Source organism: Acidobacteriota bacterium (genome assembly GCA_003225175.1).
Lineage (GTDB): Bacteria > Acidobacteriota > Terriglobia > Terriglobales > Acidobacteriaceae > Gp1-AA112.
Genome location: QIBA01000050.1, coordinates 70,624 through 84,048, shown reverse-complemented (window position 1 = coordinate 84,048; position 13,425 = coordinate 70,624). Strand labels below are relative to the sequence as shown.

The following is a 13,425-nucleotide window of genomic DNA, read 5'->3' as shown; positions in this document are numbered from 1 at the left end:
CCCTGATAAACTTCTTAAGAGACCAAAGACGTACTGCATTCTGATGCCTCAACCCAGATCCAAAGCTGACACCATCCTCGCGCAACAAGAACTTAATCCCATGGCCATCTTCGCGCCAATTGTCGGATGGCTCATTCCCGGGGCCGGCCACCTGATCCAGCGACGCTGGGTTCGCGGCCTGTTGCTCATGGTTTCTGTCTTCGCCATGTTCGTTCTTGGCGTGCTGATGGAGGGCAAGGTTTATGGGGTGAATGGCGGCGACTTACTTGACATGCTTGGCTTCGTCGGTGATCTTGGCGCCGGCGGTCTGTATTTTGTGACGCGCTTAATGGATTGGGGTAAGGGTGCTATCCAACTCGCTTCCGCCGACTATGGAACAAAGTTCATCATCGTCGCCGGACTACTCAACGTAATGAGCGCAGTAGACGCGTACGACATCGCTATCGGAAAGAAAGAATAAGCATGCAGCTCTCACATTTCAGTGCAGCGGTCGTCTTCGCTTTCTTCGCCTCGATCGTTTTCGGCATCACCCAACGTACCGCCCCGCGCGAGATGGTTCTCTATGGCGCCAAGTGCTTCGCCTTCTTCGCCGGCGGTACGATCCTCGCCAGCTGGTTAATGTGGGTGATCAAGCACTGAGCACCGGCTCTGTACTCAGCGACAACCAGAAGCGCCGTAGGTTAACAGTTTTATCTTCGCCTCGCTTAATTAGTTGATCGCTGCCAAGAGAAAGGGAGCGCCGGGCGCCTTCGCCCGGCGCTCCGCTGTTGTCGATCCGTCAGCCTTTCGCTTCCTAGTGCAGGATGGTCGTAGCACAGTACGTCGAATCCGAACCGAAGGGTCCGCCGCACTGCCTGGTTTGCTGGAATTGATCTGCCTGACCGAAGTCTTTTCTGGTATCGGCGTAATCCACACCGTAGTGGAGGCCGCTCACGCCCAGCGAATACCACGGATAAATGCAGAACGGACCACCGTAGGCCGAGCAGCTCTTGGCCACCTCGGCCTTGCCTCCCTGATTGCTTACTACTGCCCAGCTCTTGGGAGCCGAGCCGTCACCGAAGGTGACAGCTTTGATCTGGATCGGTGAAAAGCCCGCCCACGGAGAGGCGTCGTATGAATCGCAGATAGTCTGTCCCGGCACGCAGAACTGACCGCCGGTAGTGAAGACCGACGCGTGCCCAATCTCCCAGACGAAGCTGTTAGGCGTATCGGAAACGCCTCCCCATGACAACGCATTCCCAAGCTGCTGACTGTCAAATGACGGCATCAGCGGCCCTCCTTCTGACGGCGAATTAAGAATGATCGTCCCCTTGCGCGCCGTGTTCAAGTCTGTGACTGTAATGTGAAAGCCATCAGCCGCGGGCGTCACAAAAAAATGGATGGTGACGGCATCGCCCGCATGCATCACAAGAGGGTTTCCTGGATTGGCACTATCTTCCAGCATCGCATTGAAGGCTGCAGTTTCATTGAAAATGCCGGCCTTTCCAGTAGGAACGATCTTCCAAACCGGAGAACACGCAGTGTAGGTATTGGGTGCGTAGTTCACTGCAAACGCACCATCACTGAAGCACTTTGCCACCAGCGAGTCAGGATAGAACTGCAATTCAAGAAACGCCTGGCCGAATACGCTTTTGGGATCGTTGACGGTGCCGCCAAACCAGAAGGTCGGGCCCACGTCTGAGACAAGCGATGTTCCATTCATCGGAAGCACCACTGTCCAGGTCAGGTCGCGCGCGGAACCGGGAGCGCTCGATACGGGATCGAGTTCCGGCTCATCGTGCCCACTGCAACCATTCGAATAGTTAACTTCAAATTGATCCTCGATGTATTGCGGAAGATGTGCATAACAACGGGTAACGGTTTGTCCCTGCAGCGGCAGGGAGGCAAAGACTGCAATCGCAGCAAACAACAGCAGGATGCTGGCTCGTTTCATGAGCTCCTCCAGAGAATGAACGTGCCTTACCCGCCTTCACAAGCGAAGCGAAAGCGGCCAGAAAGTTTACCCCAAAAAGTCAGATCGCGGGATTGGTTCTGCGGGTTGGGACGGGCGTGCTTAGCAGCTTAGAGGCTTTAGGAGCTTTTTCGGCACGATTCTCGCCAGCTGGCTAATGTAAATCATCAACCACTAAAGAGGACCAGCCATCGTGACCTTTGCCTTTATACGTCGTGTCCGAAGCCTACCCTGAACACACTCGAAGCGTGTTAGCACCGTGTTTTTGTGTTTTTAACTCTGCCCATACCTGCATTATCATTTTGGCGCTTTAAATAGGAATGGACCCACTAGGACCAGACACGTTCGCCCCCACCTCCTTTCCGGGCAAGAAGGTGGAAATTCCCGGTTTTGCACTTCTTTTCTTCCTGCTCACATTTGGCGTCACGTGGGCGTGTTGGATTCCTATCGTCATTCTTCCCATTCCGGCACACACCGTCAGCCGGGCTGTGCTGCTGTTCATCGGAATCCTCGCACCGGCACTGATGGCTATCGCGCTGACCGCGTGGATGGAAGGTGACAAGGCACTGCGCACATTACTTGCCGGCATGTTTCGATGGGAAGTGGGCGGGCGGTGGTATGTGTTCGCCGTCGGTTACACGCTGAGTATCAAGCTCCTGGTTACGCTGATGTATCGACTCGCCACTGGCGCATGGCCCCGTTTTAGTAACGTGCCGCTGTACATTATTCCATTCGCAATCCTCATCTCCACTCCCGTCCAATCGGGCGAGGAAATCGGATGGCGCGGTTACGCACTTCCCCGCCTGGCCGCATGCCTCGGACTCGGCTGGGCCAGCATCATTCTAGGAATCATCTGGGCCTGCTGGCACCTGCCACTCTTCTTCCTTCCTGAGAGCGACACTTACCATCAGTCCTTCATCGTGTACATCACGCAGGTGACGGCAATCTCAGTTGCGATGGCATGGCTGTGGGAGCGAACAGGCGGTAGCCTTCTGCTTACCATGCTCATGCATGCGGCGATCAACAATACTCAAGACATTGTTCCCGCAGCGGTCCCGGGAGGCACAAAGACATTCGGCTTCAGCGCATCCACACTTTCCTGGCTCGCAACCGCCGTGTTATGGATGTGCGCTGCGTACTTTCTCGTTCGCATGCGAGCAGTAAACGCAACCCGCAACCCTGCCGTATGATTCCAAACTGCCCATGAAAAGCGTCGACGAAGAATGGCGTGAGTTCACTGAACAGTACGCGCAAATGAGCGAAATCGGCCTCGAGGCATTGGCCGACGAGGCATACGACCTAACGGATATGGCGCGAGAATTGCTCCGCGCCGAGATTGCGCGACGCGGGCTGCACTTGCATCTTCGCGACCAGCCTGCTCCGCCCGACACTTCCGCGGACATGGAGCGAGCGGCCAACTTTGATTCTTCCGAATTGGATCTGGTGAACGTAGCCAGGATCTTCGACTTGGAAGATGCAGCTTGGTACAAAAACGTGCTTAACAACGCCGGGATCCCGTCCTATTTTGGTCCAGACAACGTGGAAAGTGTCGAAGCACTCAAGGCAGCCTTTGAGGCCGAGAAGAGAGCGTCGAACAAACGAGGCTACGAGGCGGGAATCGAGTGCAAGGTGCCGAGCGATTACCAGCAGCCGGCGTATCAGGCTTTCGCTCAAGCTCCGCACCGGCCCAATCCCGAGATAAATGCGGATGCTGAGGCGGAGGCGGACTACCTCGCCGTCTGTCCTCGCTGCCATTCTCCCGAAATCGTGTTCCAGGGTCTTGAGACCAAAGCAGGCGGCGAATCAGATGTTGATTCAAAGTATCTCTGGAGCTGCGACCCGTGCGGTTACCAGTGGCAGGATGACGGAGTTGAACAACAGGGAAGCGCTGCGAGCTAACCTTCTGTTGGCCCTTCCGTGCTCATCCTACTGCACTACAATTTCTCGGCCATGCTCAACAAGATTGCCATTGTCATCGGCATAGGCTTGACGACCCTTGCCCAAATAGAGGCCCAAACTCAGCCACAATCGCAACCGACTCAGTCACAAGTTGCGCAGCCCCAGATGCCGGCGTTCACTCTCAAGCCAATCAGTAAAGGCGTTTATGCAGCCATTTCGGCGCGCGCGGGCGGCAATACCGGATTCATCATCGGCGACAACTGCGTGCTGGTGGTCGATACCTTCATCAGCCAAGCGCCGGCGCGCGATCTGCTCACGGAGATTCGCAAGGTCACGAATCTCCCTGTGAAGTACGTGGTCAACACCCACTACCACCTCGATCACGTCGCCGGGAACGCCATCTTCACGGAAGCGGGAGCAACAGTAATCGCGCATCGCAACGAGCGCGCCTGGGTACGCACCGAAAATCTAAAGTTTTTCCAGCAGAATGGTGCAACGCCAACAGCCGAACAGCGCGCACAAGTCGCCGCACTCGTCGAGCCGCAGATTACTTATGACCATATTCTTGAAGTGAATCTTGGCTCTCGCCTAGTGCGAGTTGTCTATTTGCCCGGACACACCGGCGGCGATTCAGTGGTCTACATTCCCGATGCAAATGTGGTATTCGCCGGCGATCTCGCCTGGAACCAGCGCATTCCCAATTTGATCGACGCCACCATGTCAGCGTGGGTCGAAACCCTCGACAGAATGGTGGCTGCACATCCGAATGCCACATTCATTCCTGGGCACGGGGACGTAGCCACGCCGCAAGACCTCAAGACGTTCCGCGATTATCTGGCGACATTGCGAGCAAGCGTTCAGAAGGCGCAAGCGGCAGGACAAACCGGCGACACCCTGACCCAAGCCGTCCTCGCCAGTCTCAAGCCGAAGTATGGCGCATGGCCCGGTTTCGAACGTCTTGGTCCGCTCAACGTCCAGCAAACTGCTGCGGAGCTCGCCGGAACCAAGAAGATACCGCAAGCCGAGTGATGCCAGAATTTACGCCGATCCATGTCCCATTCCAGCATCGCCAATTTCGTGGACTGCAAGAATGTCGCCTTCGGCGCTAGTCTCGTCCACCGATAATGTTTTCCGACTCGCTACAGGCGATAACCGACCAGCGTTCCCGGCGTAGTTTGCAGGAAGAGCATGTCGGCGATGTCGTCGACTGCGTATGCAGGCTCCTTCTCTTTGCCGAGATTCACTTGCGCTTTGGGTTTTGCAGTGGCTTTGTCGATCTGCAACAGAACGTTGCCGTGTCCATCGGGCGCGCGGGTCAGCATGAACATGAATCCGGGTAGGTCGAGTGAGGCTTTAAAGCGCTTCGTCGCCATGGCTGCTGACTGTTTGGAATAGCCTTCAAGCTGCTTGCCGCCTTGCGTGTATGCCGCGGCGAGCTGGCTGGCGGCTCGTTGCGTTCCCGGATCGTTCGCCTGTTGCGACGCTTGTGCGAAAGCATCACCGTACGCAGATGCGGCTGCGCCATAGAGTCCGGCACGAACGGCGTTGAGCGCATAGAGCGCACGAAGAAGTCCCGGAAGCTGCGGCGCCGGGTAATAGACCTGCTGCTTGATCTGTCCGTCGCGCGCGACAATCACTAGGTTCTGCGAAGAGGTGAGCACGATTCCTTCCGGCCGAATTTCCATTGCGGTCGGATCCTCGCCGCCTTGAAGCTTGATTTCACTCCCTAACGCGCGGAAGGTTCCGGCTTCGCGGTCGACTGCGTACAGGCGGTGGTCGCGGTTGGCGAAGACGTAGAGCGTTTTCCCTTCTGCCGCATGATGCAGGTAGTAACGCGCCGCCTTGTAGTCGCTCGAGCTCAGCGGCTTGCCGCTTTCGATTGCGTCCTTGAATCGCGGCTCGCCGCTTTCGAGATCAATGACGTTGACTTCAGCATTGATCGTGGCGTCGGGACGCGACACATACAACAGTCCTGCCGGCGTGAGCTCTGCATAGTCGAGCTGCCCTTTGATCTTGGCATCTTTCTTGAGCCGCAGGGACGCGCTGGCGACCTCGAGCACGTTCACGAAGGTGCGCGACTCGGCGTCGACAGCGAGCACCACCGCATTCCCGGCGATCATGGCGTCAATCACGGTGCCGTGCATCCGGATCGGCTTCGGCGCAATGGTTGTTCCGTCTTCATAACGAGCCACGTTCAGGCCGGTTTGCACAACGCCGTTTACGATGCGAACGTTGCCCGTCGCCTCATTTTGCGGCGGTGCTTCGGGGAGCATCACGATCCCGGCAGGATGCTGCACGATGTCGCGAATGCGGCCGTCGACTTTGGCAGGTTTAGCCCAAAGCGCCTGGCCATCTGCCAGGTTGTAGGCCATGAGGCTATCGTCGAAGCTCACGTAGATGCGATTGGATTTTTCCAGCGACGGATAGAGGCGCACATGTCGAGCGGGACCGCCCATGCGCGGTGTGGGAAGCGTTGCGGACCACTTCACTGCGCCGGTGCGTGCATCTAATGCCCGCAGTCCCATCAACGTGTAGACGACAATCATGTCGGGTCCGGCCTGCAGGACCTCGAGTTCCGTTCCGCCTGCAGCGATCTGCGTGAGTCCTTGCATCAGCGCGCCAAATCCTCTCCGCTTGGGCTCGCTCGGCGTAAACAAAGAATCATTCACCCACAGCTGCTGCCCGCTGGCCAGATCAAAGAGCCCCACAACCGCTGGTCCGGCCGCGCGGGTTCCATGCACGAGGAGCGTTCCACTTTGGGGGAGGACGCGCCGCGTGGCTACCTGCGTAAGATCCAGCTTCCGCGAATCGAAGATCCCGGCGCCGGTGACTGGATCAAAGATCATCAGCAGCCCTTGCCGCTTCGCCTCCATGAGAAGTGAGCCCTCAACCGGCTGGATGCTGTCTGCTGCAAAGCCACCCAGTTCGGGCTTGTCCCAGGCGACTCGGCCACGGTCGATGTCGACGCCCGCGAGTGTGCTGTCGGTGGAGACCAGGAGAGCGCCTGCCGGCGTGATCTGCTGCCAGTGAATGTCGCCATTCACCTTCACCGTCCAGGCGGCCGTTGCTGCTGAAGCAGCCGTAGTCTGCGCGTACGCGTTCGCGGCGAATGCGATAGTAAGAAACAACAGCAGGACCGTACGGTGCCTATGACCTGGGAAGAAGGCCGTCATAGCAATCTCCTGTGGAAACAAATTGTCGAAGGGAGGACCAACGCTTATATTCCTCGATGTCGAATCGGGAAGCAAAACACCAACAGACATGTCCTGCCAGAAAGTGGGACTTCTTCCATTCCTAATTCATTGCCTGGTGCTTTTTCTCATCCGACAACCGAAGCCATATGGAATGGTATTCAGGCGGTTGCAATTGGAAGAATGTTAATTGTCTCCGGCATAATTGGTCCTCAATCGACCGGGATCTCTCAACTGCTACAATTTCGCGCGCAACTCAGGGTCATTATCAGATCACAAGCTTGGAGCCAATTAAGCATGCGTTTCAAATCGCGGTGGCTGCGCCCTTTCAGCTTTCTAGCAATTATCTTCGTAACTTTTCTCACGATTTCAGCGCAGCAGAGAACCCCTCCAGATCCAGAGTTAGTGAACAAGAGAGAGACCACGGAACGACAGCTCGAGTCCATTGCCATTATCGAGCGCAAGCTGATGGTGCCGATGCGCGATGGAAAGCGCATGGCCGCCGACGTGTATCGTCCAAAAGATAACTCAAAGAAGTACGCAACGATCTTTGTCCGCACGCCATACAACTTCAACTTTTGGGATGTAAAGAACGGAATTCCTGCAGATATGACGGCTCCGCTGGAGGCGGTGAGGCGCGGATATGCCTTTGTGGAGATGAACGAGCGCGGTCATTTCTTCTCCGAAGGAAATTACGACATTCTCGGACCACCGCGAAGCGATGGCGATGACGCATTTACCTGGATGAGCTCGCAAACCTGGTCCAACGGGAAGGTTGGAACCATCGGATGTTCGTCGACGGCGGAGTGGCAGTTAGGAGTGGCCGCCATGGCGAATCCTGCTTATGCAGCGATGATCCCCATGGGATTCGGAGCAGGTGTTGGCCGCGTGAAGCCGTACTACGAACAGGGCAATTGGTTCCGCGGCGGAGCTGTGCAGATGCTGTTCATCGCCTGGCTTTACGGAGAGCAGAACCAGGTGCGTCCGATGTTTTCCCTCAATGCTTCACAGGAAGACTTGATCCGCGTCTCGAAGAGTTTCGATTTGGCCCAGCAACTGCCGACAGTGGATTGGTCGAAGGGATTGCGTCATCTTCCCGAAATGGACATCATCAAAGCAGCCGACGGCCCACATGGCATCTTTGCCGATGACATGCCGGTACCGACGGGTGGGGCAATGATCAAGCGAACGCCGAACGATCCTGCATGGTACAAGGGTGGGCTCTGGCACGATGATATGCCCGTCAACGTTCCCGGCCTGTGGTTCATGTCCTGGTACGACGTGTCAGTCGGGCCAAACTTGGCTGCATATAACCATGTGCGCAAGACCGCCAGGCCCGAGATCGGCAATCAACAATATGCTGTGATAGCTCCTACGCTGCACTGCGGATACAGGCGAGCGACGGAAGACACAGTAGTCGGGGAGCGCAGCATGGGTGACGCTCGCCTCGATTATGACGCGCTGACCTACGGATGGTTCGATCACTTCCTGAAAGGGGAAGACAATCACATCCTCGAGAAGCTGCCAAAGGTCCGCTATTTCACTATGGGAATCAACAGGTGGCAGACCTCCGACACGTGGCCTCCGCACGGGGCTGAGTCTTTAACGTTCTATTTGTCGAGCGCAGGTCACGCCAACACTCTCGATGGCGATGGCGTTCTACTAAGCGTACCCTCCACTCAAGACAAGCCTGACAGCTTTATCTACGATCCGATGAGTCCCGTGCCTTCTTATGGAGGAAATGTTTGCTGTACGGGAAATGCTGTGAGTGGAGGCGCCTTCGATCAACGGGGAATGGAAGCTCGTAACGACATCCTGGTGTACACCACCGAACAGTTCAAGCAAGGAACCGAAGTGAGCGGACCGCTCGATGTGACACTCTATGTCTCGTCGGACGCGAAGGATACCGATTTCACCGTGAAGGTCATTGATGTTTATGCGGATGGAGCTGCATATAACCTCGACGAGAGCATCCAGCGAGCGCGTTATCGCGAGGGATATGAGAAGCCTCCCGTGTGGATGGAACGAGGCAAGGTGTATAAGCTCGCGTTCCAACCTCTCACGACCAGCAATTACTTTCTTGCCGGCCATCGCCTGCGAATTGAGGTTTCAAGCAGTAACTTCCCGCGCTTCGATCGCAACCTGAATACCGGAGGGAACAATTACGACGAAACTAAAGGCGTGGTCGCGCACAATGTTTTGCATCATTCCCGAGAATATCCATCGCAGATCACAATCTCAGTGGTGCGAGGAAGGACGGGGACTTCGGGTAGATAAAATTGGTCGGGTGAGCTTTTACAAAAAATCGGGACAGCGCACACGCTGTCCCGTTATCTCGTTCTGATGGTTAGCGACGGCTGTAGTACCGGCTGCTGTGTCTGTTGTTACTCTGGAAGCCTGAAGGATACGGATATCCGCCATTGTCGTATGGGCCGTTGTATCCGCCATTCCCGTCGTATCCGCCATTACCGCCATTGCCGTAGTAGCCGCCGTTATCCCCATAGTACGGCGCACCGTCGCCGTAACCGTTATAGCCGTACTGGTTGTAGTACTCGCCTTGACGCCGGCGCTTGTCGATGGCGTACCCGGCAGATGCGCCCGCAGCGGCGCCAACCCACGTACCGGTCGAGCCGCCTACTTTGTGTCCGATATACGCTCCAGCCGCGGTTGATCCTCCGATGATGGCAATGCTCTTCCAAGTGTCGGAACTCTGGGCTTGAGCGGGCTGCATCGCCCCCAGGGTGACAGCCGCAATGATCGCTAAAGCGATGAAACGGCTGCTCTTAATGGCCCGAGCCGCGAGTTTCGTGAATCTTTCCGAGATACTGGTGTAGGTCATGCCCCTCTCCTCAACTCGATGAACCCCCGGCTGGTCCCAATGTTGCGGAGATATTGCGTCGAGTAAAGAAATGTGAATCAGCATCTCTCAGCCACTTCGGTCGCCTGGATAGTGTGGAAGAGCGAGAGATAACCAGTGAATGCATTTCACCGGCGTCGCGCGTCTTCAAACAAGCTCGATCCTGGCACTGTGGCCGGAAGCTGTGCCGAGCTTGCGGTCGCGCGTGAGAAGCGGAGCATTTAGGAGTTCCGCCAATGCGACATACACGGCATCGTAGGACGTCAGATTGTGGCGAAGCTGCCAAACGCGCGGCAAGAAGGGCCTGTGCGGATGCCGCATCACACGGGCATCCACTAGGTCTTGCAAAGCTGATTCAGCCCGCAACGGGGAAATTGTCCCGTTGCCAGCCAATTTGCGCAGCACTTGAGCAACTTCAAGATCTAGCAAGTGTGGAGCGTGCACGTTCTGAGGTCGAGCAAAGATGCGCTTCTCGATTTTCAGGCCCTCAGGTGTGCGTAGAAGCCAATCGAGCGCCGCAGAGGCGTCTAGAACGATCACCGAGAGTCGCGCTCTTCACGAACTGCGCGAGCTGTATCGAGTTGCGCGGTGACGGCTTCGCGATGACGGAGCCTTTCTCTAAGCTCTGTCCATGTGGGCCGGTCGGCGATTTCCCGGATTTCGCCCAACAGATAGTCGGAAAGAGACATGCCCAAACTCGCAGCACGGGACTTTAGTGACCGATGCAGGACTTCCGGAACATTTCGCAACTGAATCATCTTGGACATGTGAAAAGCATACTTTCATGTGACGCACATGTCAACCGGAACTACTCCGCATTTGTCTTGCTGCCTCATAATGGAATATTCCCGTGCTTCTTCGGCGGGTTTTTCTCGCGCTTGGTGTCGAGCATCTCCAGGGCATCGATGAGCCTTTTGCGGGTTTCGCGTGGACGGATTACGGCATCGATATATCCGCGTTCGGCCGCGACGTAGGGATTGGCGAAGCGCTCGCGGAACTCTTCGATCTTTTTATTGCGCTCGCGTTCGAGAATCTCGACGCGTTCGGCTTCCGTCTTCCCCATTTGGGCCGCGCGTTCCAGCTCACGCTTGTACACAATATTCACCGCGCCTTCGGGACCCATGACTGCGATCTCGGCGGTTGGCCAGGCGTAGTTGACGTCGGTGCGGATGTGCTTTGACGACATAACGCAGTACGCTCCGCCGTAGGCCTTGCGCGTAATGACTGTCATTTTGGGAACGGTGGCTTCGGCGAACGCGTAGAGGAGCTTTGCTCCATGCCGGATAATGCCGCCGTACTCCTGTTGCGTACCGGGGAGGAACCCGGGAACGTCTTCGAAAGTGACAAGCGGAATGTTGAAGGCATCGCAAAAGCGCACAAAGCGCGCTCCCTTGTCGGATGCGTTGATGTCCAGCACGCCGGCTAGAAATGCAGGCTGGTTCGCAACGATTCCCACCGATCTGCCATTCAGGCGCGCGAATCCGACAACCAGATTTTTCGCAAACAGCTCCTGCACTTCGAAGAAGTAGCCATCATCAACCACGCGGGCGATTACGTCTTTGATGTCATAGGGCAGATTCGATTGCGGGGGAACGATGGTGTCGAGCTCCGCGTCGCCGCGATCGCCAGGGTCGGTGGTCGCGCGGCGCGGTGCATCGTCAATATTGTTCGACGGGATGAATGTCATCAGCTCGCGAATCATCGAGAGGCATTCGGCGTCATCGTGCGCGAGAAAATGCGCGACTCCCGAGGTCTCGTTATGCGTGGCGCCGCCGCCGAGCTGGTCTTTCGTGACTTCTTCATGCGTGACCGTCTTGATCACATCGGGACCGGTGACAAACATATAGGAGGTCTTATCGATCATGAAGATGAAATCTGTAATGGCCGGTGAGTAAACCGCGCCACCGGCGCAGGGGCCCATAATCGCGGAAATTTGTGGAATCACTCCGCTGGCGAGCGTGTTGCGCAGAAATATGTCGGCATAGCCTGCCAGCGACATCACTCCTTCCTGAATGCGCGCGCCACCGGAATCGTTGAGTCCAATCATGGGAGCCCCAACGCGCATTGCCATCTCCATGATCTTCACGATTTTGCCCGCGTTGGCTTCCGAGAGCGAACCTCCGAACACGGTGAAGTCCTGCGCGAAGACGAAGACGAGGCGGCCTTCGATGCGTCCGTAGCCAGTAACAAAGCCGTCGCCGAGCACCTTCTGCTGGTCCATACCGAAGTCGGTGGCGCGATGCGTTACGAAACGATCGGTCTCCTCAAACGTGCCTTCATCCAGCAGAAAATTGATGCGCTCGCGCGCCGACAGCTTGCCTTCTTTGTGCTGGCGCTCGCGCCTCTCCTTCCCTCCACCTGCTTCGGCGGCTGCTTCGCGCCGCTTCAGGTCATCGAGCTTTTGTTCGAGGTTCATGCTTTCGTTGCTGTCAGTCCGAAGGAGCGGCGCCCTTTGCCGCGAGAGAGGAATCCCTATCTATGCCGATAAACTTGTGATTCACCATTGTTCTTTTCAGACTTCTGCAAGATACAGCATCTCGGGCGAAAATAGGATTCCTCACTGTCAGCAACCGGCGGTTCGGATGACAACAGAAATCTAAACTCTTGCCCAATGCCCTTGCTCGACTTCCTTCAGCGGCAAATCTGAGTATTGACGTGCTTCGACCATGGCCAGAGCCTGCGAACGACTGCTGTGAAGCGTGGGGATGGCCTTGAGCAATCCCCGTGTGTACTCGTGCGCGGCGGCTGTGAAGATTTGTCTGGCGCTACCGCTCTCGACGACCTGCCCGCGATACATTACGGCAATTCGATCCACAACCTGAGAAACCACTCCCAGATCGTGGGAGATGAAGAGCATCGAGAGTCCAAATTTTTCGCGAAGCCGCGCCAGTAGCTCGAGGATCTGCGCCTGCACGGTCACGTCGAGAGCCGTAGTCGGCTCGTCGGCGATCAGCAATTGCGGGCGATTCGCGATGGCCATAGCGATCATTACACGCTGCCGCTGCCCGCCGGAGAGTTGATGCGGATAATCACGCGCTCTGCTTGCGGCATTCGGAATCGCAACTTCGTCGAGCGCTGCCACGGCGCGCGTCCAGGCTTCCTTACCGCTGACGTTGTCATGCGCGAGAATGGCTTCGGCTACTTGATCGCCTACGCGCATCAGCGGATTCAGGGCTGTCATCGGCTCTTGGAAGATCATGCTGATTGCCCGTCCACGGAGCTGGCGCATCCGCTCCGGTATTGCTGGGAGCAGGTCTTCTCCAGCGAAACGGATTGTCCCGCCAATCCGAGCCTGAGGAGGCAGCAGTCGCATGATGGCGAGGGATGTAACCGATTTTCCGCTGCCGGACTCGCCTACTAATCCGAGGGACTCGCCGGTCGCGATCGAAAAGCTCAGGTCGCGCACGGCCGCGATTGAGCCAAAGGTGACGTCGAGATGCACAATCTCGAGGAGCAGCGTAGACATGCTCTGCTTTCATACCACACGAACGCTCCGGTCACCCAGTTCATCCCGGCAGCTATAATTC

The 13,425-nt window shown here is 56.6% G+C and carries 12 protein-coding genes; 5 read left to right on the top strand and 7 right to left on the bottom strand.

The features are described 5' to 3' along the window. The first annotated feature begins 43 nt into the window (after window positions 1-43). On the top strand, window positions 44-460 hold the full coding sequence (locus tag DMG62_13940; protein ID PYY22373.1) for a hypothetical protein: 417 nt from the start codon (window positions 44-46) through the stop codon (window positions 458-460). A 333-nt stretch (window positions 461-793) separates the two neighbouring features. Here the strand turns inward: DMG62_13940 and DMG62_13935 are convergent, their stop codons facing one another. Further along, window positions 794-1,933 carry a hypothetical protein gene (locus tag DMG62_13935; GenBank protein ID PYY22372.1) on the bottom strand — a complete coding sequence of 380 codons (1,140 nt, stop codon included), beginning with the start codon at window positions 1,931-1,933 and terminating at the stop codon, window positions 794-796. A 338-nt stretch (window positions 1,934-2,271) separates the two neighbouring features. On the opposite strand from DMG62_13935, the gene DMG62_13930 reads away from it, so the two are divergent. From DMG62_13930 to DMG62_13920, 3 genes are read left to right on the top strand one after another with little or no spacing between them, the layout of a single operon-like run. Continuing rightward, window positions 2,272-3,141, top strand: a complete 870-nt coding sequence (locus tag DMG62_13930; protein PYY22371.1) for a hypothetical protein — start codon at window positions 2,272-2,274, stop codon at window positions 3,139-3,141. Between the two features lie 13 nt (window positions 3,142-3,154). Then, window positions 3,155-3,850 (top strand): hypothetical protein, encoded by a 696-nt coding sequence (locus DMG62_13925; GenBank protein PYY22370.1) that lies wholly within the window; start codon window positions 3,155-3,157, stop codon window positions 3,848-3,850. An 18-nt stretch (window positions 3,851-3,868) separates the two neighbouring features. Next, a complete protein-coding gene (locus DMG62_13920) occupies window positions 3,869-4,879 on the top strand; it encodes a hypothetical protein (GenBank protein PYY22369.1) in 1,011 nt (336 codons plus the stop codon). Window positions 4,880-4,989: 110 nt separating this feature from the next. Here DMG62_13920 and DMG62_13915 read toward each other — a convergent pair whose 3' ends face one another. Continuing rightward, window positions 4,990-7,113 (bottom strand): hypothetical protein, encoded by a 2,124-nt coding sequence (locus tag DMG62_13915; protein PYY22368.1) that lies wholly within the window; start codon window positions 7,111-7,113, stop codon window positions 4,990-4,992. Between the two features lie 225 nt (window positions 7,114-7,338). Between DMG62_13915 and DMG62_13910 the strand changes: the two genes are divergently transcribed. Then, window positions 7,339-9,318 (top strand): acylase, encoded by a 1,980-nt coding sequence (locus DMG62_13910; GenBank protein ID PYY22367.1) that lies wholly within the window; start codon window positions 7,339-7,341, stop codon window positions 9,316-9,318. Between the two features lie 70 nt (window positions 9,319-9,388). Here DMG62_13910 and DMG62_13905 read toward each other — a convergent pair whose 3' ends face one another. The 5 genes from DMG62_13905 to DMG62_13885 form a co-directional block, all read right to left on the bottom strand. Continuing rightward, complete coding sequence (locus tag DMG62_13905) at window positions 9,389-9,880, bottom strand: hypothetical protein (protein PYY22366.1); 492 nt, start codon at window positions 9,878-9,880, stop codon at window positions 9,389-9,391. Between the two features lie 165 nt (window positions 9,881-10,045). Further along, complete coding sequence (locus tag DMG62_13900) at window positions 10,046-10,438, bottom strand: VapC toxin family PIN domain ribonuclease (GenBank protein PYY22365.1); 393 nt, start codon at window positions 10,436-10,438, stop codon at window positions 10,046-10,048. Next, the gene (locus DMG62_13895) at window positions 10,435-10,665 is read right to left on the bottom strand and encodes a hypothetical protein (protein PYY22364.1); all 231 of its coding nucleotides are present in this window, start codon (window positions 10,663-10,665) and stop codon (window positions 10,435-10,437) included. The genes DMG62_13900 and DMG62_13895 overlap by 4 nt, the downstream gene beginning before the upstream one ends. A gap of 65 nt (window positions 10,666-10,730) precedes the next feature. Continuing rightward, window positions 10,731-12,314: a methylmalonyl-CoA carboxyltransferase gene (locus DMG62_13890; protein PYY22363.1), complete on the bottom strand. Its 1,584-nt coding sequence runs from the start codon at window positions 12,312-12,314 to the stop codon at window positions 10,731-10,733. A gap of 180 nt (window positions 12,315-12,494) precedes the next feature. Next, a complete protein-coding gene (locus tag DMG62_13885) occupies window positions 12,495-13,364 on the bottom strand; it encodes a peptide ABC transporter ATP-binding protein (GenBank protein PYY22362.1) in 870 nt (289 codons plus the stop codon). Between the last annotated feature and the right edge of the window lie 61 nt (window positions 13,365-13,425).